The organism is Paenibacillus nanchangensis (genome assembly GCF_046543445.1).
GTDB lineage: Bacteria > Bacillota > Bacilli > Paenibacillales > Paenibacillaceae > Paenibacillus_AQ > Paenibacillus_AQ nanchangensis.
In genome coordinates, this window is the sequence record NZ_JBHOFD010000047.1 from 13,891 (window position 1) to 36,561 (window position 22,671).

The following is a 22,671-nucleotide window of genomic DNA, read 5'->3' on the forward strand; positions in this document are numbered from 1 at the left end:
ATACCAAAGAGTTATGACCGCAAACCTCCACAGCAGCCTCCTGCCCTTTTCCAAGCTGCCTGCATTAACTCCGGGCGGTGAACTCCCGGATCGCTTCACCCAGCAGATTCATTCCCAGCAGCAGTTCGTCCCGGCCGGGATGGCTGAAATTCAGCCGGATGTGCCGCTTCCACCGGTCGTCCGCGCCGCACAGCGGCCCAGGAAGAAACGCGACGCCCTTTCGCAGCGCGCAGTTCAGCAGCGCCTGCACCTCCATCCCCTCCGGCAGCTCCACCCACAAAAACATGCCGCCTGCCGGAAGCTCATACCTTGCGTCTCTCCAGGCCGGGCGCTTCAGCAGCTCCGTCATCAGCTTCAGGCGTGTGGCATATTCCCGGTTCAGCAGCTGGATATGCTCGCGCAGGTCAAAAGCCGACACGCTCAGCAGGTGATGCAGCAGCTGCTGGTTCAGCGAGCTGGACTGCCAGTCGGCCATCTGCTTGGCGGCCGCCATCATGGCGATCAGCTCGCGGCTCCCGGCCGCCCAGCCTGTCCGCAGCGCCGGGGCCACCGTCTTGCTGAACGAGCCGATGTAGAGCACATGCCCCCCGTCGCTGACGTTCTCCAGCGCATACAGCGGCGGGTACAGGCGCTGAGGGGGGACTTCGGAACGGCTGAAATGCAGATCCCCGTAGGAATCATCCTCCAGGATCAGTATATTCGCCTCCGTACACAGCTCCAGCACCTGCTTTCTGCGTTCCAGGCTCCAGAGCACACCGCTCGGGTTGCTGAAGCTGGGAGCGCAGAACAGCATCTTCGGGCGGTGCCGCCCGATCTGCTCCCGCAAATGCTCCGGCAGCAGCCCGTCTTTATCGCCCTGGACCGGAATGATCCGCGCCCCCTGCATCCGCAGCGTCTGAAGGCAGCCGGGCGAGGTAGGGTCCTCCACCAGCACGCAGTCCCCCGGGTCGATATAGACCCGGACAAGCAGGTCCAGCGCCTGCTGGCTGCCGGCCGTCAGCAGCAGCCCGGAGCCCGTGACAGCCACGCCCTTGCGCTTCAGCCAATCCTCCGTCAGCCACTCTCTGAGCGGCGCATACCCGGCCGGATCGCCGTACTGCAGCGCTTCGGCGTCATCGGTGATAACGGTGGAAGCCGCCTCGGCCAGCAGCGGCAGCGGAAACAGCTCTTCGGCCGGCAGCTCCTCCGCCAGCGAAATAAATGAACGTCTTCGCCGCTGCGTCCGGATGCTCAGCATCGGAGAAGACAGCAGCGTATGCGCGCGGGAGGCAAATTGATACTTCATGCGGCGTCCCCCTTTCCTGGTACCCAGACTATTCGTCCCGGCCCGGCTTTATGCCGCACTCGGAAGCTTTTTTAAGCGTATAACTGCTTGCCCTGGCGGGAAAACAACGCGAATTTCTCAATCGCCTGGGCCCGGGTTGAAACGTTTAGTTTGACATAAATCTTCCGCAGATAATTATCGATCGACCGCCGGCTGACCTCAATCTCCTGGGCGATTTTGTCATACGTAATACCTTGCACAATCCGTTCCATAATGAAGACCTCGGTCGGCGTCAGCTTCGAGATGCCTTCTCCTCCGCGCGGCGCGGCCAGCGGCCACATGCCTTTGTTCAGCCATTCCAGCGGCAGGGAAATAAACCCTTCGCGAAGTCCCGATATTAGCTGAAGCAGCTGATGCGGGGATACCTGCTTGGACAAAATTCCACTCGCACCCAATACTAGAAGCGGCTGGAGAAGTTCCATGGAGTCATTGTCCGTCATGATGACAAAATGCGTAAACGGCGCGTTTTTCTTCATTTCGCCAAGCACGCTTTCGACGGTTCCTTCCGGCATCCGGTAATCCATCAGCACCAGCTCCGGCATCTTCTCCCGGACCAGCGCCGTCCCTTCGCTCCAGTTCGACGCCATGCCGACAACCGCCAGTTCTCCTTCCTCCTCCAGTATCAGCTTCGTACCCAGCATGCTTGTAGGGTGGCATCCCACAATAACTACCTGCCAAACCTTCGTCATTGCTTCTTGAACCTCCTGCTATGTATAAAATATACCCAGAGTAGAGACTGCCGCAGCAGTTTCCCTATAAACGCATGCAAGGAAAATACTTGCTCTCTGATGCAGCCAAAACGTTTCGCCTTGTATACGTCCGTTATAAAAAAGTAAATTCCAAACTATAGAAATTGTATCGCAGGACTTTTGCAGGATGCAATTACTTTTTACAAAAACAACCACGGTTTCTTCACTTTTGCGAAAATTATGGAAGTTTGATAGAATGGAAACTTGATAAAAAAGAGTTTGAGGTGATTGAAATGCAGCCGTCAACGGAAACGTCTCCCCAGTATTCCCGCCGGACCCCGGCACGGAGCGCTCCTTCCGTGAAATGGTTTTTGCTGTTTTGGCTTGTGGTGATCGGCCTTGGCGTGTATGGCGCCTACCTGTATACCAACCACCTGCAGCAGCAGACGCTGAACCAGCTTGCCGCCCAGAGCAAGCAGCAGCTTGCCGTACTCCAGACCGATTATGAGCAGCGTTTATCCGAACTTTCCGCGGAAATCCAGGAGCTCCAAACCAAAGTACAGACATTTAATGAGCTGTTAACCTTCACGAAGGACAACCAAAGCGCCAAGACGGATAACAGCAATCAGCTATATACGCAGCTAAGCGAAGTCAAGAAACAGCTGGACGCCCTGAAGAAAGAGATGAACCTGCTCAAATGATGACGCCTGTCAAAAGAGTGAACCGTTTTTTTATGATCGCAACGGCCCCCTTTATCGGCATGCTGCTCTGTCTATGGCTCTACCGGCCTCCGCTTCAAGTAAACCTGGAGGCCCTGAATTACCGGCCCGCGGGGGGGCCCTCGCCCCAGATTGCGAAGATTGGAGCGGGACTTGCGGCCGCGCAGTCGCTGGCCTCGGAAACGATTGATTCCATCGGCACCAGCGCCAAGCTGTACCGGGAGACGACCGCAGCGATGAACACCTTGGTCGCGACGGCTAAGGCTCAAGTCGCCCGTCCGGCCGTCATCTATAACCGCCGGATTACTTCGAAGCTGGGCATTCCGTACGAGCGGATCCAGAGCGACCGAATCACAATCGAGCTGTTTAAGCTCAATCCGGGCACCTACCGCGGATACGCGATGAAAATCCGGCTGAAAGATCCTTCCGCTATGACGATGTCGCTCGGAAAGGACAAGTTCGGCGAATCCGAAACCACAATGCAGGCCGTGATGCGCTACGGCGCGGTGGCGGGCATCAATGCCGGCGGTTTTGCCGACAAGGAAGGCAAGCGGTATCCGCTCAGCACCACGGTGCTCGGGGGCAAATACCTCACCGGCTTCGAGTCGAGCTACAAGGACCTCAGCTTCGTTGGACTTAATAAATCCGGCAGGCTGATCGGCGGCAAGTTTTTCAGTAAGTACCAGCTGGACCAGCTGGAGCCGCAGTTTGGAGCCACCTTTGTGCCGGTGCTGCTCAAGAACGGTGCAAAGCAGCCCATCCCGCAGAAGTGGCAGCAGTCTCCGAAGCGGGCGCCGCGCACGGTCATCAGCCGGTACAAAGACGACCAGATGCTGGTTGTCGTAGTGGATGGTTATAATGAGAACGGCAGCTCCGGCGCCACGCTGGAGGAGCTGCAGAACAAGCTGTACCTGATGGGCGTACTCGACGCCTACAACCTGGACGGCGGCGGCTCTTCGTCGCTGATCGTTAACGGCCGGGTTGTCAACAAGCCGTCCGGCGGACGGCTCCGTCCGGTGCCGACCCATTTCCTGTTTTTCAAATAAGCTTACGGCATTCTTTTAAATTTAATTTATTTTCCTCCCAGCGGCGGGTATAATGGAAGAAAACGCATTCTTATCCTGTCCAGGAGGTGCTACCCGTGTCTTTTTCCTTAACATTTTGGATCGTCACACTTGTCCTGGTGCTCTTCATGACCGGCATTCTCACCGCCGCTTATAACGACGACAAGACCAAGGGCCTTTAATGGGCCGAGCCTCCCTGGCAGGGAGGCTTTTTCCTTGTCTGCGGCTCTGAGCCCCCTGTATCTCCACGAGTCTCCCTGAGCCCCCTGTATCTCCAAGAGTCTCCCTGAACCTCCTTGAGTCTCCCTGGGGCTCCCTGAATCTCCATAGGTCTCCTTGAGGCTCCCTGAAGCTCCCTGAGTCCCCTTGAATCTCCCTAAGTCCCCTTGAGACTCCTTTATTAATCTCCCTGAGTCCCCGTGAGGCTCCTTGAAGCTCCCTGAGTCTCTTGAATCTCTCTAAGTCTCCCTGCATCTCCCTCCGTCTCCTCGAGTCTCCCTGGTTCTCCCCGAATCACCACGAGTCTCCCTGAAGTCCTTGAGCCTCCGGCTCCAGCCGCTGATGCGCCTGCTGCCCCTCCTCAATAGCTGGGCCTTACCGGTTATACCAAAAAGCCGTCCGCGTACAGGTTACGTACGCGGACGGCTCTGTTTCCGTTTCATTATGCCGCTCAGCCACTATGCTGCTCACTGCGAATGCGGGGCGTCACCAACCGATTCGCCTGGAATCAGCGTGACGTAAATCCGCTCATGCTCGACGTTCTCGCCGCCGATAATCTTGATCAGCTGCTCCGAGGCGAGCGCACCCCATTTGCGCTTCGAATAGTCGATGGTCGCCAGTCTAGGCTGAACATACCGCGCCAGCTCGATATTATCGAAGCCGATCAGGTGAATGTCTTCACCGATGCGGTATTTCGTCTCGGCTACACGGTTGCATAAACCGATCGCCATCTCATCATTGAGGCAGAACACGGCGACCGGACCTTCGTATTCGCCAATGATGACGTCAGCCGCCTGTTCGCCCCCGCTTTTCTCGAAGTTGCCGGGAATCTCGATCCATTCCAGTCCGCTCGTCCGTTCAGCGACCATGCGGACCGCCTTCATCCGCTGGATGGAATCGAACGAGCCTTCCGGCCCGGTGACGACATAAATTTTGCGGTGCCCGCGCTCGATTAAATGCTCCATTGCCAGCGAAGCGCCGGCTTTGTTGTCAAGCAGCACCTGGTTGATATTCGGATGCTCCAGCTCGCGGTCGAGCACCACAATTTTGTGCCCGCGGTCCGCGTACTGCAGCAGCTCTTCGCTCTCAAACATTTGATCCAGCACGACCGCTCCGTCGATCATCCGCTCGGGCAGCATTCGGTGGGACTGCTTGCCGCTGCAGACGATCAGATCATAGCCAAGCGAGTTGCTGACTTCTTTCATGCCATGGAGCAAATCCCCGTATACATCCCCGCGGAAATCCGTGAGAAATACGCCGAGAATTTTGGACTCCCGTTTTTTCAGCTGTCTGGCGGCGGCATTCGGAATATAGTTCAGCTCCTTGGCGATCGACAAAATCCGGGAGCTAGTCTCATCCGTCACTTTGTCGCTGCCATTTAGCGCATACGAAACCGTTGAAATGGAAACCCCCGCTTTTTTGGCGATATCCTTGATACTGACCACTTTATTTTCGCTCCTCCGTTTGCAGGCAACTAGCATTATGCATGATCCGGCTCCATTTGCGCCCAGGCGCAGCCTATAGGGCACCTCATCCTCCGCTTATATAGTTAGAACATAGGAATTATAAGCCAGACGGGGCCGCTAGCAGGCTGCGATAATAGTTCCTCCCGGGGACCGATGCAAAATGCAGGACAATCTCTAAGCTGCTAAAACGCTATGCCATAATTTCAATTTCATTATTTTCTGCCGCAAGCAGCTCAATCAGTGTGTTCCGGGACAGACGGATTCCGCCTGCACGGTAAGGGTTGGGCAGCCGTTCGCTTTCCATCCGCGTTCCGTTTACCCGGACCTCTGATACCGGAGCGCCTGTGAGTCTGTAGACAAAGGTGACCGGTCTGCCGGCATATTCGAATTCGAACCGCATTCCGTCCAGGCCGGAGGGCAGCACGGGATCCAGAACCAGATCGCCGCTGATTTCGCGGATGCCAAGTACATTGGAGATCAGCTGGTTCATATAGATTCCGGGGCCGCTGGAGTAGATGCGCCAGCCGCCTTTTACAGCCACTTCGCCGCTGCGGAGCTCACCGAAGTGTTCCTGCGCTTCGTAACGGGTGCTGAATTTGCCGTCCGAGCTGCTGAAATACGCATTGCTTTGGCGCAGCTCTGCGCTTGGCACCACCTCGCGGATACCGACTGGATTGATTACGCCAAGCCCGTTCCACGCTTCTTCGGCAAGGCCCAGCTTCGCCATCGCTTCCACATAGCGGATGTGGGCATGCACATACTGCAGGCCGATTTCCCGTCCAAAATTTGCCGCCTGCTCCGCACGCTTGAAGTGGGTGCTTACGCCCCCCGCATACTGGGCGGGCCGGTTCATAAGACGGACGCCGTCGGGGCAGAGGAATTCGCGTTTAATCAGCTTCAGATGCGACTCCGCCTGTTCCGGTGTCAGCAGCTCGCCAATCATGCTGCGGGTCATCGGCAGCAGCCGGTATTGAATTCCCGTCTCATTTTCGGAAGGATGCAGCATCAGCTTCGGCTCCGCCGGGTCTTCCATGTAGACAAAGCCCGGGATGACATCCGTCGCCAGCATATAGCGGTTAAAATCGCCGCGGATGCCTTCCGCAATCGCAGACAGTTCCTCCGCAAACGCGCTGTCCGCTTCGCGGACCGCCTCCGCCAGCATGCTGACCGTCTGATAGGTCAGAGCTACCGTCCAGCTGCTGATCATGTACTGCTTAAGCTGGGCATTCGCCGGCTGCAGCGTGTCATCCCAGTCTCCGTCGCCATAAGACGACAGGTAGGTGTCGTGCAGGAAATGGCTGCGGATATAGTCCAGTTCTTTTTTGGCATGGTCCAGAACACTGGCTGTGCTGTCAGTGAAGCCAAAGCTGTGTTTGACCGTGTATGGCACCTGCTCATCCAGAATGCTGAAATCCCGGGTGGTTCTCAGATAATCAGCCAGTACCTTCAGCGGCCAGACGATAATGTCGCCGTGGCTTTCCTCCTGCTGAATTGCAAAATACCGGTCGAACATAAACCACTGCGGCCAGTTGCCATCATCCTCATACTGGTGGGCATATACCATCTTGATGATATCGCGCACCTGCTCATACTTATGGGTGGCCATAAAATATTCCACCGGGCCCTGGCAGACGTCCCGCGTCCCCCAGGCCGCGCCGCCATACTGCTCCAATCCGTGCGGAACAGAGTAGTGAACCAGCATGTTATGCGTATACCACCAGGCCAGCGCATTGACTTTAAACAGCGCTTCACCACCGGCGGCATCGGCTTTTGACAGATGGAAACCGTTCATCACGCCGCGAAAAAAGGTCCGGTAGGCCTCGATCTCGGCTTCGGCGGTCCGGGCAACAACCGGCGGCGTCTCTCCTTCCAGCTGGCCTTGCACAATCAGCGTCCACTCGGGGGACGGCTGAAGCTGGAGCGTCACGAGCGAAGCGTCGCCTGGGCGCACACCTTCCGCCAAATCGCGTTCGTCTCCGGAACGCATCGACGCACCTTCCACCCGCAGCCGGTATTCCAGCTTCGGATAGGCACCGGTGCTGATTGATCCCGCATCCGCCCGGAATACCAGCCCGCCGTCCTCCTGGGTCAAATGGAACGGCAGCTCATATTCGTTTACGTTCATGGTCACCTGGCTGGTCACCAGATAACGGTAAGCTTTACCGCTTTCGCTCCGTACCTGAAGCCGCACTTCCGATGCGACCGCGCACGTGAAATTTGTGACAATAATCGTATCATCTTCCATTATATAATACCAACGAACGTAGTTAAAACCGATTTCATAGACGGAAGGCAGGGTCAAAAGGCGGAGTTCACCGTTTTGTTCCACATAGATCCTTTGTCCCGATGTCTTCGGAATGTTCAGCGGGTTCCGGGCAACGCTGAGCATCTTGTTGAAGTTGGTGTTGCCGACGACAAGGTGCGAGTTGAAAACCCCGTACATATAGGAAGTCGTTGTAATCACCGGAGAGCCCAGCTCGACGTTGTTGCCGCTCATCAGGATGTGGCCGTGCGGGCGCTCCACCCGAATTTCTTTTTCTTTCAGTACAATATGCTCATAAGTATCCGTGAAAAAAGCAACCAGCTTCCCGTCGACCCGTTCCTCCTGGTGTCTGCGCCCGGCAGGGAAACGGGCTTCCAGCTCCGCTTCGCTGATCGGCCGTGAAACCAGCGGCCGGCCGAACTCCGCCCGGCGGCGCACCCGGGTCTCGGGCTCACCGGCCTGGCGGACCAGTTCCGGCAGAAGACGCTCATAGTCTTCCCAAGCCGCTTCCACCTCAGCGCCATACTCCAGAGAAGTAACCGCCTTACTGTGATCCGGCTTGAACAGGCCGTAGAAGATGAAACGGGCTTCGCCGTCCAGCTGCGTGCGCTCGGATTGCAGCGCGGTATATGCAAATTCGTATTGGTACACTTCACTTGGGAGATGCTCCTGCAGGAGCGCTGCCGGCACATCCGTTTCCTTGTACGACAAGCCGAAGAACTGGAACCCGTCCGTGGTGTAACCTGCCGCCCGGGTCAGCGAGCCCTGCTGAAGATAAGGAAACGCGCCGGCTTGCGGCTGGTTTTGGCGGGAGCAGACCACATATCCTTTGGCTGGATCTTCGTACACCGAGTGGTCGATGTACTGCGACAGATACGCCTCGTTGCTCCGCACCGCGCCGGGATCGGCGATTCCGACATCCTGGCCATAGACGATATCCACGGCGGCATGAGTGCCGCGCACGGTAACATCCCAGAACCAGACATCACGGTTTGTGGGTGCAAATACCACCCGGTACGCCAGGCCTTCAGCTTGCCCCTCCCAAATTACGCCTTGGCCGCCGGCAAATCGGACGCTGCTGTCCGAACGCGCGCCCAGCAGCGGGTAATGCCGGATTCCCGCTTTGTCGTGCAGGCGGAGATACAGGTTGTTCAGCGATCCGTCCAGCGGGTTCGTCAGCAGCTGATTCAGCATCGTTGTGCCGCCCGAAGCCTGATATAGGTCACCGCTCTTCCAGAAAGCAAACGCCAGTCCGCCGGCCCGAATTTCATGCTTGGATTGTGTATTCGCAAGAGTTGTCATAAGGTTCTTCATTCCTCCTATCCGGAAAATCAACCAGGACCGCGGATGATCCGCGCCGGTTGTATCTTCTGGGCAGCCGGGCTGCTGTGTTATCCCCTGCCCCGTACGCTGTATGCTTGTGCTTGTTGACTGGGCTTAAGCTTGTGCATGAGCCTAGCCGGAGCTTATACATGAGCATACGGAACAGGCGCTTTTTCTTTAGTTAGCATCCTGCATCCTTCCGCAGAAACGGGAAATTCAGGAATGCCGGAGCACAAATCTTGCCTTTTGCGTATTACCGCTGTTTGGACCAATCCGAAGCTCAAATGCCCCCGGATCGCTCATATAACTCAAATCGGAGTGATGGTAGCGAAGCTGCTCCTCTGTCACAGTGAACACGGCTTCCCCGCTTTCACCAGGGGCAAGGTTCAGCCGGACATACCCTTTCAGCTCCAGCAGCGGCCGCACCACTTCGCCCGACAAATCGCGGACATACAGCTGTACGGTCTCCTTGCCTGCCCGTTCGCCTGTGTTAGTCACCCTGATTCGGACCGTCAGCGGACGGTCCGGACTCATCTCCGCGGAGGACAGCTCCGGCTCGCCGTACTCGAAGCTCGTATACGAGAGGCCGTATCCGAACGGCAGCAGCGGCTGGTTAGGCGCATCGATGTATTTGGATACATAACGTTCCGCCTCGCCGCCGGGCTGCAGCGGTCTGCCTGTGCTGAACCCGTTGTAATACACCGGAATTTGACCGGCAGAGTGCGGAAAAGACATCGTCAGCCGCCCCGACGGGTTTACGGCGCCGGTCAGCAGATCCGCCACCGCCGCGCCGCCTTCATGGCCCGGGAACCAGGCCTCCAGCAGCGCGTCGGCCTCGCCGATGACGCCATGAAGGTCAAGCGGACGGCCGTTGAACAGCACGACGGCAACCGGCTTGCCGGCCGATTTTATCAGCCGGACCAGCTCAAGCTGCGCCTGCGGCAGCCGGATATCCGTCCGCGAAGCGCCTTCGCCGCTCATCTCCGACGCCTCGCCCAGCGCGAGGACGACGATGTCGGCTTCGGCTGCAGCGCTGAGCGCCGCCTGCTTGTCGGCTTCCGTCAGCGTATCGATGCTGAAGCCGCCGCAGACGGCAAGCCGCCCGCCGAGCCGTTCCCGCATCGCGGCCGCAAGCGTCGGCGCATCTTCCTTCACGCCGGCGCAGGCCCACCAGCCGAGCAGATCGTGGCTGTCCGCAAACGGGCCGATCAGCGCAACCCGCTGGTCCTGCTTCAGCGGAAGCGTGCCGCCTTCGTTTTTCAGCAGCACGCAGGATGCCGCCGCCAGCTCGTACGCCTTCTGCCGGTGCGCTTCGCAGAAGATGACTTCGCGTTCCCGGGCCGGATCGGCCCCCCGCAGCGGCTGCTCAAACAATCCGAGCCGCTCCTTCAGCTGCAGAATCCGCAGCACCGCTTCGTCAATCCTTTGCTCCGCCACACTGCCGTCTTCCACCAGCCCGGCCAGATGGCCGGTATAACACGGGGTCATCATTTCGATGTCCACACCCGCGCGGATCGCGCGGTAGGCCGCTTCCCGGTCATCTTCGGCCGCGCCGTGGGCAATCATCTCCCGGACGGACGCCCAGTCGGAAATAACCACGCCGTCGAAATTCCATTCGCCGCGCAGGATGCCCCGCAGCAGCTTTTCGTTGCCGGTAGCGGGAATGCCGTCCACAATATTAAAAGACGTCATCACCATCGCGCAGCCTTCCTCCAGCGCCGCCTTGTAAGCCGGCAGGTACGTTTCGCGCAGCGTCCGCTCGGACAGCTCGACGGTGTTGTAATCCCTGCCTCCTTCGGCCGCGCCGTAAGCGGCGAAATGCTTAACACAGGCGGCCAGCCGTTCCCGTTCCTCTTTGAGGTCGGAACCTTGATAGCCGCGCACGAATGCTCTGGCGAACAAGCTGTTCAAGTAAGGATCTTCGCCTGTGGACTCCATCACGCGTCCCCAGCGGGGATCACGCACAAGGTCCACCATCGGCGCAAAAGTGACATGAATGCCCGACACCGCAGACTCCCTGGCGGCGATTTTCGCGCTTTGTTCCGCCAGCTCCAGATCCCAAGAGCAGCCAATGGCCAGCGGAATCGGAAAAATCGTCTTGAATCCATGCACCACATCCGCCATAAACAGCAGCGGGATGCCAAGCCGGTTTTTTTCTAAATAAGCAGTTTGTACATCTATAATGGATTGTGCTCCTGCGAGACCCAGCACGGAACCGCTCGCCCGTACGGTCTCCTCCGTCACACCCAGCTCTTCCATCGGGCCCGTAATTTCGCCTTCGCCGTTGGAGCCTTCAAAAAACGCTCCGGTAAGCTGCAGCAGTTGGGCGATTTTTTCTTCCAGCGTCATCCGTCCGACCAAGTCGGCCAGCTGCCGGTTGTCCATACGGATCCCCTCCACTCCTGATTGTGCCGGTAATCGCCCGCTCCCCGATTTGACGGGAAAACCCGGCTGCGTGCGGATCGTCTCCTGACGCACACCGGGTTTCCCGTTTCGGGCACCAGCGATCCGGCCCGTATCTTTGGTTTCTCTGTTTCTTTTTAACGTGGTGGTTTAATTGCCTTACAGCTTGTTCAGTTCATCAAGCACCGGCTGTACAAGCGCCATTTTGCTTTCCACCCATTTTTTCCAGTTGGCTTCAAGATCCCCGTCTTGCAGGATCAGGTTCGTGTATTCATTTGCGTAGTCGAAGTTCGCCTGGTTTTTGGCTCTGGAGTCGTACAGCTGCACGGTCCAGTCATATTCCGCCATCGCGCCGCCTTCTTTGCTCAGCTTCGCTTTATCTTGATAATGCTTCACGGCACGGTCACGGTATTCTTTTTTGATGTTCGGGTTAACCAAGCTGAAGTCGTCGCCAAGGACATACAGTCCTTCAAACCGGCCCGGATATTTGTCTTCCAGCGAAGTTCCTTCCGGCAGCAGGCTGACCAGCTGGTTGTTTTCGTCATATTTCCAGTCCTTGCCTTCAAAGCCCAGGTTCAGCATGATTTGGCCTTCTTTGCTGGTGGACTCCTCGATCAGATCCATAATCCGTTCAAACTTCTCTTTACTGATATCCGGCGAGAAAATAAGCGCGGACCAGTAGTTGGCTTGCTCCAGGTTGCGGTATTTGCCGTCATCGCCAAGCACAATTGCCGTATGCACAAGATCGTCGCTGTTTACGCCTTGGTTCTTTTTCATCGCTTTGTCTACGTCTTGTCTGTAAGAAGCCAGGCCGCCGAGACTTGTAATTGCCGATACGCCGTTTACGCGGAAGCTGTCGCTGGCTTCGCTGCTCTTCCAGGTATAGAACTCGGGGTTGAGCAGACCTTCTTTATAAGACTGCTGCATCAGTTTCAGACCCGTCAGCGTTTCAGGATCGGCCGGTCCCCAGTGGTATTTGCCGTCATCGCCTTTATAGAAGGCCGATTCCACACGGGAATGCTCGCTGTTTGCCATAATGATGTTTGTCAGCGCGTCCCCGGCATTGTAAGCCATCGGGATCAGCTTGCTGCCCACTTTACCCGGGTCTTTTTCTTTTACAAGACGGGCATATTCCATCAGTTCGCTGGTGGTGTAAACATCCTTCAGTTCAAAACCAACTTGCTTCGCCCAGTCTTTACGCAGAGCGATTACGCCAATTTGGTTAAGGAGCGGGTCAGCAGGTTTGTTTTCATAGAAAACCGGACGAGGCAGGACGTACGTTCCGCCAGTCAGCTTCTCCAGTTCATCGCCAAGGCCGGTCAGCTTGTAAGCCGCCGCCACATTTGGCCAGCGTTCTTTCCAGTCGTCAGGCAGCTTGTAGAGCAGGCCTTGATCGATGTAATTCATTGCGTCGCCGTGCACGTACTGCCAGGTCGCTACGTCCGGCAGGTCGCCGGAGTTAATCCACAGGCGGAGTTTCTCAGCCCAGGAGTCCCACTCGATAAAGTTGTAATCCCATTCGATATTGTATTTGTCCGTCCAATACTTGTGGAATTCATTTTCAAGTTGGCCGTCTTTAAGATCGACGGTGCTGGCAACGGAGATTTTCAGCTTCTCTTTATAGTTGCCGTTTTCATCTTTGGCATTGGCATTAGCATTGGCGTTACCGCCCTCTCCGCCGGAGCTTGAATTCGTGTTCGACGAGCATGCGGTGACCAGCACCAGCATAAGCGCCATCAGCATCGCAGCCACCGATTTAACTGTCAGCTTTCTGTTCGTTTTCATGATTTACCCCCATGAATTAGTAGATTTTTATGACAAAATCTATGCGTATCATCAGGTCTTGATAGCCCCTGTCAATACCCCTTTGGCAAAATGCTTTTGCAGCAGCGGGAAGAAACACATAATCGGCACCATGGTGACGAAGACCGCCGCCATTTTCATGCCCATCGAGAACGTCGTCTTGGTGAGTGCATCCACGCTGGCCGCGTTGGAGGAGTTGGTTTGGGTTTCGACAATGATGGTCCTCAGCACGTTTTGCAGCGGGAGCTGTTCCGCTTTTCGCAGGAAAATCATTGCGTCATACCAGCTGTTCCAGTAAGCGACACCGTAGAATAACGTGATTGTCGCCATAATCGGAGCCGCCAGCGGCAGAACGACGGTGAACAGAATCCGCCACTCGCCCGCCCCGTCAAGCCGGGCCGATTCCATCAGCGACTCAGGGAGACTCTGGAAGTAATTCATCATCAAAATCATATTGAAGGCGCTGAAGCTGCCCGCAAAAATGACCGACCACAGCGTACCGGTAAGGTGAAGCGACTTCATGACCAGGTACAGCGGGACAATGCCTCCATTAAAGATCATGGTGAACAGCACGACCATGAAAATCAGCTTTTTACCGGGGAACTTATGCCGGCTGAGGCCGTAGGCCATACTGGTCGTCAGGAACAAGCTCAGCGGCAGGCCCACAATCAGCAGCTTAAGCGTATTCCAGTACCCTGTCAGGATACTGCCGTCCCGGAACAAGGCTGTATAGGATTCCAGTGTCGGTTCTTTCGGGAACATCAGCAGCGGATTTTCCGCGTATTCCCTCTGGGACGCAAAGGAGATCATAATTACGTTCCAGAACGGAACCAGAATCAGCAGCGCCATCACCAGCAGCACGGCGAAGATTACGAAGTCGAGCGCCGTCATTTTACCGACACGGTATTTGGTTCCAGATTTTTTGCGCATCCTAACTCTCTCCTTTCTTAGCGGAACAAACCGTCTCCGCCCATCATTTTGGCCGCTCTGTCAGCAGCCAGCAGCAGGATCATGTTCACCAAGGAACGGAACAAGCTGACGGCCGTCGAGAACGAGAAGTCTGTCGAGGACTGGAACGTAATGCGGTAGATGTACACATCAAGCACTTCGGATATGTTTTGCGTCGCCGCATTGGCAAGGTTGAAGATCTGGTCGAAACCGGAGGACATCAGACCGCCGACCGACAAAATGAACATAACCGTAACTGTCGGCAAAATATTCGGCAGCGTAATCCGGAACATTTGCTGCATCCGGGAAGCGCCGTCAATCTGGGCCGATTCGTATTGATCCTGGTCGATCCCCGAGATTGCCGCCAAATAAATAATGGCGCCCCATCCGGTTGACTTCCAAATATCTGTCAGCAGCAGCATCGGCACAAAGGTGCTTTCCGAGCCGAGGAAGTTGATCGTCGGCAGGCCGAGCAGCGCCAGGGTGCTGTTGACCAGCCCGTCATACGACAGCACATTGATGACGATCCCCGATACGATAATCCAGGACAGGAAGTGCGGGAACGTAAAGACCGTTTGCAGCAGCTTCGATGCCCGGCGCATCCGCAGTTCGTTCAGCATCAGCGCTAGTAAGATCGGGAACGGGAACTGGATCAGCAGCTTCAAAAAGTTAATGTACAGCGTCCGCCAGACCGCATTGGCGAAAGCCGGGTCGCGGAAGACGTAAGAAAAGTTCTCCATTCCGACCCAGGGGCTGCCCCAGATTCCCATATTCGCCTTGTAATCCTTGAAAGCCAGCGAGAGGCCGCCCATCGGGAGATAAGCGAACAGGATCAGCCAGATCAGTCCAGGGATCAGCAGCGTATAAATCATTCGATTTTTCCATATTTCTGTGAAAAGCGACCCGGGTGCAAGGGAGCTTTTCGGTTTCTTGTTAAGCCTTGAGGCTGCGGTTTTCAATGGATTCACCTCACTTTACTTATGTCTGCTTTTCGTACAGGAACGTAAACGCCGTCTTCAGATGCTCCTCCCAAAAGAGCCATTCATGGGTTCCCGGCCCTTCGACGAACCGGAAATCGTACGGCGTGCCCTGCATATAATCGGCAAATTCACGGTTCATACCGATGAACGGATCGCTTGTACCGCAGATGCACAGTAAGGCCGGGAGCGGCCCGCCTTCTTTTAAGCGTTTTCCCGCCAGCGCGTAAAGGTCTTGATCCAGCGTGACCTCCAGCTTTTCTCCGAAGACGCCCTTCATCTCGCTGTGCATCTCTTCCGGCATGTCCGGGTCCCTCAGCCGCTGGCGGATATCGGTCACGCCTGAGAATGAAACAGCTTTCGCGTAACGCTCCGGGTAAGTAAGCGCACACTTCAGCGCTCCGTACCCCCCCATAGACAAACCCGCCACGTAAGTTTTGGACGGATCGGTGCACATCCGCAGCTGACGGGAGCAAAAGGCCGGCAGCTCTTCGGTGATGTAACGGAAGTAATCGAGACCGTACCGCATGTCGGTATAATAGCTCCGGTTAGCTTCAGGCATGATGACCGTGCAGCCGTATCTTTGGGCGTACAGCTCGATGGTGGTTAAGCGTTGCCACGTGCTGGCATTGTCGCCCGCTCCATGCAGCAGGTACAGTGTACCCCCATTGGCCTCTGCCGGATTGTCGGGCGTAATGGCATGGATGCTTGTTGTCATTCGCAGGGTAGGCGATCCGGTTTCGATAGACAGATAAGCCATATGATGCCCCCTTTCCCCTCTTATTTCTGTCTCTAACAGTCCCCATCGAATCGTTTCTAATGATTGTAATCGCTACCATTGGCCGAATATGGCAAATAACTTGCTTTGGAAGCGATTTAATCGAATCGTTTCGATTTCATAATAAAACGGATGCCGCTTCGTGTCAACTATCAATTCACAAAAAAACACCGCCGGAGTTCCGGCGGTGCATGGGGGCCGATCTTTGAGCCGCTTCCGGCGGCAAAACCGGAATCAGGCGTGACGCTGGAGCCGCGTCATTTCATCGAGACACTGTGCGCAGATGTAACGCTCCTTGTATTCGCTCACTCCGTCCATTGAGCCGCAGAACACGCATTTCGGGCGGTACCGCTCCAAAATGATATGGTCTCCTTGAACCAAAATCTCCACGGGATCGCCCTCGTTCATTTGGTACCTTTTACGTAAGGATTTAGGCAAAACAATTCTCCCTAGTTGATCTACTTTTCGTACAACGCCGGCAGGCTTCATAAGATAAGACACCTCTCCTGTTAATCTGAATTCATCCCTATATTCTATCTTTCGGCATATTCTTTACTTTTCGATACCCTTTTTGTCGAAACCTGCTGTTTTATTGCGATTTTTTGTCTCTTTTTAGACAAGTTCGGGAAAATCGAGCTGCCGGAGCGCTTCATACACAATAATTGCTGCTGAATTAGACAAGTTTAACGACCGGACCTTATCACTCATCGGCATCCGCATGAGGGTGTCTTTCCCCGCTTCAAGGATTTCGGGGGATAGCCCTTTGGTCTCTTTTCCAAACACCAGGAAATCGCCGTCTTGAAAGGTATAATCGCAATACCGTTTATCCGCTTTGGTTGTCGCATAAAAAAAACGCCCCCCGGCGTATTTCTCCCGGACTTCGGCAAACGAATCGTGGTATTCAAGCTGAACGGCATGCCAGTAATCCAGCCCGGCCCGTTTAAGCGTAGCGTCGTCGGTCCGGAAGCCTAAAGGCCGGACCAGATGCAGATGGGTTCCTGTCGCGGCGCAGGTCCGCGCGATATTGCCCGTGTTTGCCGGAATCTCCGGCTCGACTAATACGATATGCAGTGCCATAATATAATTTCGCTCCTTGTGCGTATTGATTATTATTGTACCCCACGCCGAAAAAAGCCTTCCGCTGCTTCAAGCGGAAGGCCGGTATGTGTGCAAATTACCCTTGGGTCTGCCGGAAATGCTGCATGAAATCGACCAGCGCCTTACAGCTTTCATAAGGCACGGCGTTATAAATGGATGCGCGCAGACCGCCTACGCTGCGGTGGCCTTTCAAGCCCACGAAGCCTTCCTGCTCGGCCGCCTTGATGAAGCTTTTCTCCAGTTCCTCCGATTCCATACGGAACGTAACGTTCATCAGGGAACGGCTGGAGGTTTCCGCTACCCCGCGGTAGAACCCGCCGCTGCCGTCGATGGTGTCATACAGAAGGCCCGCCTTCTCCCGGTTTTTGGCTTCAACTCCGGCAAGTCCTCCCTGCTCCTCAATCCATTTCAGCACTTCGTTGACCATATAAATCGAGTAAGAGGGCGGAGTATTGTACAGAGAGTTATTCTTATAATGCGTGCTGTAACGCAAAATCGTCGGAATATTGGACGGCGATTCCGCAACCAGTTCTTCTCTGGCAATGACTACGGTCACACCTGACGGGCCGAGGTTCTTTTGCGCCCCCGCATAGATCATGCCGAACTGGTTTACGTCGACCGGACGGCACAAAATATCGCTGGACATGTCGGCGATCAGCGGGATCGATCCGGCATCCGGAAATTCGGCGTATTGCGTTCCTTCGATCGTTTCATTGGTCGTAATATGCAGGTAAGCGGCATTATCAGCAGGCTGAATCTCCGACAGCTCCGGAATGGCCCGGAACGATTTCGGCTCGGAGGTGGCGGCCACGTGGGCGCCGCCAAGCAGCTTGGCTTCCTTGATCGCCTTGTCCGCCCAGCTTCCCGTCATGACATAGCTGCCGACCTTGCCTTCCGATAGCAGGTTCATCGGAATCATTGCGAATTGGGTGCTTGCGCCGCCTTGAATAAAGAGAACCTTGTACCCTTTCGGACTGCCAAGCAGCGACAGCAGCCGCTCTTGCGCTTCATTGTGTACGGATTCGTAAACGGCACCGCGGTGGGACATTTCCATAATCGACATCCCGGTCTCCCGAAAATCAACAAACTCGGCCTGCGCCCGTTCCAGCACCGTCAGCGGCAGCGCCGCCGGACCCGCATTAAAGTTATACGCTCTCTTGCTCAAAACTGCCCCACCCTTTCTCGCCCTCATAAATAGTTCGGCATTCGGCACAAATCCCCAAATTGCTCCCCGTTCCCCCTCCAAGCAGACATCAAGTCCAATCCTATGAGATTGTGGTACGGGAAAGCATTAATACCCTCATGCGAAATGCTTTGTTTGTTATGATAGCAATAATCCTCCACACCAGCAAGTATAATTATTCACATTGCACGGCAGAGTCTTATCCGTTCTTATGCTTCAAAGCAGTATTCCCGCCACCAGCTTGCGTTTTCCCCCGGCTGGACAGACAGCTGGATAAAGATTTCAGGCGAGATGACATGGCGGTCGCCCCACAGCGCGGCTTTAGCCACAGGGAAACTGCCGCTTTCACTTACCGAAGCTCCGGTTGGTTTGTGCACCAGCTTCCAGCGGTAAGCTTGCGCCTCCGCATCGCAGCCTTTAAGCAAGCAGTAAAACTGGCGGTCCGGCTCGGCCGTCCAGCTGATCCGGTTATCCTCCGCTTGCAGCAGCTGCTCGGTATAAGCAGACTCGGGCGCAGACACCTCTGCTGGCCCGGGAAACATAAGCTCGTATGTTTTGCCGACTTTTGCCCCGTTAATCCCGACAAAGTTATGCACATACTCTTCCGTTTCGATCGGCTTAACGCCTGTATTGGTCAGCGTATAATTGATGATTAGCCGGTTTTCCAACAGACGGATCGTTTTTTGCAGCCTGGCCGAATACCCCCGGCAGTCCGCCGGTTCCGCCTCATAGTTCACTTCTTCAGCCGTGACGTTTACGCGGACTTGAAACGGTTGTTCCGGATAGCGGTCGGCAAAAAAATACGGTTCTTCTCCCTTACGCTGCAGCAGCCCTACCCCAAGTTTGGGAAACCACTCGCCAGGCGCGGCTTCGTCATACCCGATTGTCCGGGAAATGCCGAACTCGTTGCACAGACCGGACCCTCCGGTTCCTTCCCCTTCCGTATAGCTTTCCGGTACACAAAACGTGTGATTGCCCGGATGAAGCGTGACCTGCGTAATGAATCCCGTCCGGTCAAAACGCGTGCCCTTGGCCGCTTCTTCATCGTTGATTTCGACCGTCAGGACTCCGTTAGACAGCGTGTAACCCATAATCTGCGACTCCCTTTCCTGTTCTGTTCAGCCGGCATTCTTTTTTGCGCCGGTTTACGATGCTGCTTATTCTGCCCTCTTTAAACTGAACTTAAGAAGGACAGGCGGGGCAGAGCTGCCACTGCAGCCAATTTGGACTTCGGTTGCTGTTATTTTCGGAGTTCAATGGTGTTCAGTATAGACTGAACTTAAGATGTACGGGTAGAGCGGGGCTGTCACTGCGGCAATTTGGGACTTCCGGTTGCTGTTATTTTCGGAGTTCTTGAATGGTATTCCTCAGTTAGCGGTAGAACTCCGAAAATAAAGGCAAACGCGTTCGCTCCTCCATCTCCAAATTACCTCCGTGCCATCCCCACCATCCTGTGAATAAATAATTCAGTCTGGATAGATCGTAAATCTCCGGAAATCCAGGCAACGCGGCCGCTCCTCCGTCTCCAAATTGCCTCCGCGGCATCTCCTTATTTCCTGTCATTCAATAATTCAGTCTATATAGGGAGTAATAGGTAGCAAAAAGCGTCCGCCGCCATCAGGCGGAGCGGACGCGTCAGGTGCTGTCGTTTAGTTCAGCACCACTTCAATTCGATGTGTGCCCTCGGCGGACAGCTGTTCCAGCAGTTCGCGGGACACGAGCACGCCGCCATCCACAGGCTGAATGGCCGCCTCTTGCCCGTTAATCGTCACGGACCGGACCGAATAAGCTCCGAAATCTGCACGTTCACGGTTTAAATAGACGATATCCAGCTTGCGCCCTGCAAACAGCGTGTGAATTGCTGCCGAACCTTCGCTGTCGAACTGGTCTTTTGTCAGCTTCGGCATCAGGCACAGGTCACCCAGTTTGCCTTTGACGCCAAACACCTCCGTCACCATCGTCAGCAGCAGCCAGCTTGCCGAACCGGTCAGGTACGTGTACATTCCGCGGCCGCGCTCGTTAATGTACTCCGGAATGCCCGGATAAATACGGCTTTGCGGGAAGTCGGCGCTCAGACGGTACAGCGACTCCAGTACCTTGCGGCCTTCGGAGACCGCCCCTCGCTTGTAAAGGGCGTTGCCGTACATGATCGTCATGTGGCTGAACATGGCTCCGTTTTCTTTGTGGCCAAAAGCAAATCCAAATGCCCGGCCCAGATTTTGCTGAATGCCGCCAAAGTTGGAGTTGAGCCGGTAACCAATCTTAGGATCAAGCAGATGCCGCTCAACGGAAGCAATAATGCCTGGTACCTGTGCATCGGAGGCAACATGGCCCATCAGCGGGAAGACCTGGCCCGTTAACGTCATCCGGACGCCGTCCGGCGTTTCCCCTTCAACGCGTTCCCCATCATTGTTGTAGTAACCGTTAAACCAGCCTTCGCCTTCTTTGCCCTCAATCCATTCCGCCTTGCGCATATGCTGAATGATCCATTCGGCTTTTGCTGCCAGGTCCCGGGCCGCCTGTTCAATATCCAGCTTGATGGTCTGACCGGACACCTTGTTCGGGGCAGCGGCGTAGTAGCGCTCCAGCAGAGCGTGCTTGCTCTCCACCGACTCGTAATCCGCGGCATCCGTCAGCGTATCAAACAGAACTGCCATTTCTTCCGCCAGCTCAATGTGCGTAAGGCCTTTGCGCGCCTTCAAATCCAGCAGCAGCTTGGAAAGATCCATCAGGTTGCTGGCATAAAAAGAAGTAAACGCGACGCTTTCGCCCTGGTCGGGACCCATATCAAGTCCGTCATTCCAGTCGGCGCCTTCCAGCAGGATGTTGTTATGCTTGCCGACGTTGAAGAACGGCACCAGATTTTGCAGCAGAATATGCTCCAAAATCGTTCCGCGGTATTCGCCGCCTCCCGCTGTCAGCAGACGGCTGCCTGCGGCCGGCTCCCAGGTAAGGTCCCGTTTTTTGCAGCGGTTCATAAATACGTCGCGGAAATAGCTTTGCTCCTGCAGCAGGAAATCCAGATCGCCGCTCATATCCAAATATAGCATGGTCGTCAGGAACGGCCAAGCGCCGTGGTCCATCCATACCCGCGGAATGTTGTTGCGGTCGGCAATGAACTCGCCCGGCTTCTGGCCGATAATGGTCGCGTTGCTGCCGTCAATCCGCACGCCGGCATAATTGTTCAGCAGCAGGCTGCGTACCTGCTCCGGCTCCATAATGAGCAGTGCCAGACAGTCCTGCCATAAATCCCGCCAGCCCCGGCCGCCCCGGCCGTAATCATGATACGGCAGGAACGAGTTGCCGTACAGCCGGCGAAGAATCGGCTGCAGCGTCACCCATTTCATCCAGCGGTCCGCATCCTCATCGCCGGTATGAAATGATACAGTGCCCACCTTTTCGGCCCAAAACGCCTTGTTTTGTTCCAGCATCGCGTCGAACTTCGCGGCCGAACCGTAAGCGTTCATGAGACCGTCCACATCGAGCCGGTCGCCGCCGATAGCGAGAACCAGGACATAGGATACACTCTCCTGCGGAGCAAGCTCTGTGTCCGCAAACCGGATGCCGCCCAGCGCTTCATAACCTGCTTCGTACATGGCGCCGTCCCGGCCTGCCGCGGGTGCGGCGTTCAGCACTACCGCTTCCGGCCAGTCCAGACTGCCGCCTTCGCCGATAAAATCCTCCTGGACAGGGAACAAGCCGGCTGGTGCCTCCCCGTTACCTCCAGCGCCAAACACGCCGTAAGACGTGTGGTTGACCTTATGTCCGCGCTCGTCGAACGACAGAGCAGGCTGCACTTCCACGCCGTAGCCGGTAGTGTAAATCCGGTTCAGCAGCGAGGTCACATGCCGGTGATCCCGCAGATCGTCCGCAGAACGGGCATAAATCGGAACGGCAGCCGTTGCCGTCAGCTTCCGGCTGGATGTGCCGGTATTCGTCAGCTCGATTTTCATAAGCTCTACTTTATCGCCGCTGTGGGGGACAAAGCTGGTCACTTCCGCGCGAAGACCCAGCTGAGTGTTCTCACGAATGGCTTTATGCCATAAAAATCCCGCTTCAACCGCCGAAACATCCGCTTCTTCGCCGTACAGTGCGGCGTTTTGCTTGGCGGAACCGCCCACAGCCGACCAGACGTTTCCATCCTCCAGGCGGACCCAGAAATTGCGTGAAGCGCGGGAGACGTGCAGGTCCTCTACGGACAGCGGCGGCGTCAAAAACGTATTATGTCCCGAGGTCGCCATGCCATGCAGTTTGGGCGTTACCGTGGACATCATGCCGGCTTCATTCACCAGGGGGAAATACAGGTAGCTGCTGCGGTCGGGGTTTTCCAGCCGGAAATCCCCTTCCGGCCCTGTAAATTTCCACCCTTTTGCTTGATTGTGTTCCAATGGTCATCATCCTCTCCGTACTCTCT

At 55.8% G+C, this 22,671-nt stretch carries 16 protein-coding genes; 2 read left to right on the forward strand and 14 right to left on the reverse strand.

What is annotated here, in order from left to right:
- Positions 1–64: 64 nt before the first annotated feature.
- Both ACE6ED_RS26590 and ACE6ED_RS26595 read right to left on the reverse strand, forming a co-directional pair.
- Positions 65–1,285: an aminotransferase-like domain-containing protein gene (locus ACE6ED_RS26590; protein WP_410830470.1), complete on the reverse strand. Its 1,221-nt coding sequence runs from the start codon at positions 1,283–1,285 to the stop codon at positions 65–67.
- Between the two features lie 71 nt (positions 1,286–1,356).
- Positions 1,357–2,013, reverse strand: coding sequence for a response regulator (locus ACE6ED_RS26595; RefSeq protein WP_410830471.1), 657 nt, complete (start codon positions 2,011–2,013; stop codon positions 1,357–1,359).
- 293 nt (positions 2,014–2,306) lie between these two features.
- On the opposite strand from ACE6ED_RS26595, the gene ACE6ED_RS26600 reads away from it, so the two are divergent.
- Both ACE6ED_RS26600 and ACE6ED_RS26605 read left to right on the forward strand, forming a co-directional pair.
- Positions 2,307–2,714, forward strand: a complete 408-nt coding sequence (locus tag ACE6ED_RS26600) for a hypothetical protein (RefSeq protein ID WP_410830472.1) — start codon at positions 2,307–2,309, stop codon at positions 2,712–2,714.
- Positions 2,711–3,778: a phosphodiester glycosidase family protein gene (locus tag ACE6ED_RS26605; protein ID WP_410830473.1), complete on the forward strand. Its 1,068-nt coding sequence runs from the start codon at positions 2,711–2,713 to the stop codon at positions 3,776–3,778. Before ACE6ED_RS26600 ends, ACE6ED_RS26605 begins: the two co-directional genes overlap by 4 nt.
- A gap of 704 nt (positions 3,779–4,482) precedes the next feature.
- Here ACE6ED_RS26605 and ACE6ED_RS26610 read toward each other — a convergent pair.
- The 12 genes from ACE6ED_RS26610 to ACE6ED_RS26665 form a co-directional block, all read right to left on the reverse strand.
- The gene (locus ACE6ED_RS26610; protein ID WP_410830474.1) at positions 4,483–5,460 is read right to left on the reverse strand and encodes a LacI family DNA-binding transcriptional regulator; all 978 of its coding nucleotides are present in this window, start codon (positions 5,458–5,460) and stop codon (positions 4,483–4,485) included.
- Positions 5,461–5,671: 211 nt separating this feature from the next.
- The gene (locus tag ACE6ED_RS26615) at positions 5,672–9,046 is read right to left on the reverse strand and encodes a GH36-type glycosyl hydrolase domain-containing protein (protein WP_410830475.1); all 3,375 of its coding nucleotides are present in this window, start codon (positions 9,044–9,046) and stop codon (positions 5,672–5,674) included.
- A 237-nt stretch (positions 9,047–9,283) separates the two neighbouring features.
- On the reverse strand, positions 9,284–11,452 hold the full coding sequence (locus ACE6ED_RS26620) for a glycoside hydrolase family 3 N-terminal domain-containing protein (RefSeq protein ID WP_410830476.1): 2,169 nt from the start codon (positions 11,450–11,452) through the stop codon (positions 9,284–9,286).
- Positions 11,453–11,629: 177 nt separating this feature from the next.
- A complete protein-coding gene (locus tag ACE6ED_RS26625) occupies positions 11,630–13,255 on the reverse strand; it encodes an extracellular solute-binding protein (RefSeq protein ID WP_410830477.1) in 1,626 nt (541 codons plus the stop codon).
- Positions 13,256–13,306: 51 nt separating this feature from the next.
- On the reverse strand, positions 13,307–14,203 hold the full coding sequence (locus tag ACE6ED_RS26630; RefSeq protein ID WP_410830478.1) for a carbohydrate ABC transporter permease: 897 nt from the start codon (positions 14,201–14,203) through the stop codon (positions 13,307–13,309).
- A gap of 17 nt (positions 14,204–14,220) precedes the next feature.
- Complete coding sequence (locus ACE6ED_RS26635; RefSeq protein ID WP_410830479.1) at positions 14,221–15,093, reverse strand: ABC transporter permease; 873 nt, start codon at positions 15,091–15,093, stop codon at positions 14,221–14,223.
- Between the two features lie 106 nt (positions 15,094–15,199).
- Positions 15,200–15,958 (reverse strand): alpha/beta hydrolase, encoded by a 759-nt coding sequence (locus tag ACE6ED_RS26640; RefSeq protein ID WP_410830480.1) that lies wholly within the window; start codon positions 15,956–15,958, stop codon positions 15,200–15,202.
- Positions 15,959–16,210: 252 nt separating this feature from the next.
- Entirely contained in the window at positions 16,211–16,465 is a 255-nt protein-coding gene (locus ACE6ED_RS26645) for an AbrB/MazE/SpoVT family DNA-binding domain-containing protein (protein WP_410830481.1), read from the reverse strand.
- Positions 16,466–16,588: 123 nt separating this feature from the next.
- Positions 16,589–17,053, reverse strand: a complete 465-nt coding sequence (gene trmL, locus ACE6ED_RS26650) for a tRNA (uridine(34)/cytosine(34)/5-carboxymethylaminomethyluridine(34)-2'-O)-methyltransferase TrmL (protein ID WP_410830482.1) — start codon at positions 17,051–17,053, stop codon at positions 16,589–16,591.
- A gap of 97 nt (positions 17,054–17,150) precedes the next feature.
- Entirely contained in the window at positions 17,151–18,239 is a 1,089-nt protein-coding gene (gene serC, locus ACE6ED_RS26655) for a 3-phosphoserine/phosphohydroxythreonine transaminase (protein ID WP_410830483.1), read from the reverse strand.
- A gap of 227 nt (positions 18,240–18,466) precedes the next feature.
- Positions 18,467–19,348, reverse strand: a complete 882-nt coding sequence (locus ACE6ED_RS26660; RefSeq protein ID WP_410830484.1) for a hypothetical protein — start codon at positions 19,346–19,348, stop codon at positions 18,467–18,469.
- Between the two features lie 558 nt (positions 19,349–19,906).
- Positions 19,907–22,645 (reverse strand): GH36-type glycosyl hydrolase domain-containing protein, encoded by a 2,739-nt coding sequence (locus ACE6ED_RS26665; protein WP_410830485.1) that lies wholly within the window; start codon positions 22,643–22,645, stop codon positions 19,907–19,909.
- Positions 22,646–22,671 lie beyond the last annotated feature (26 nt).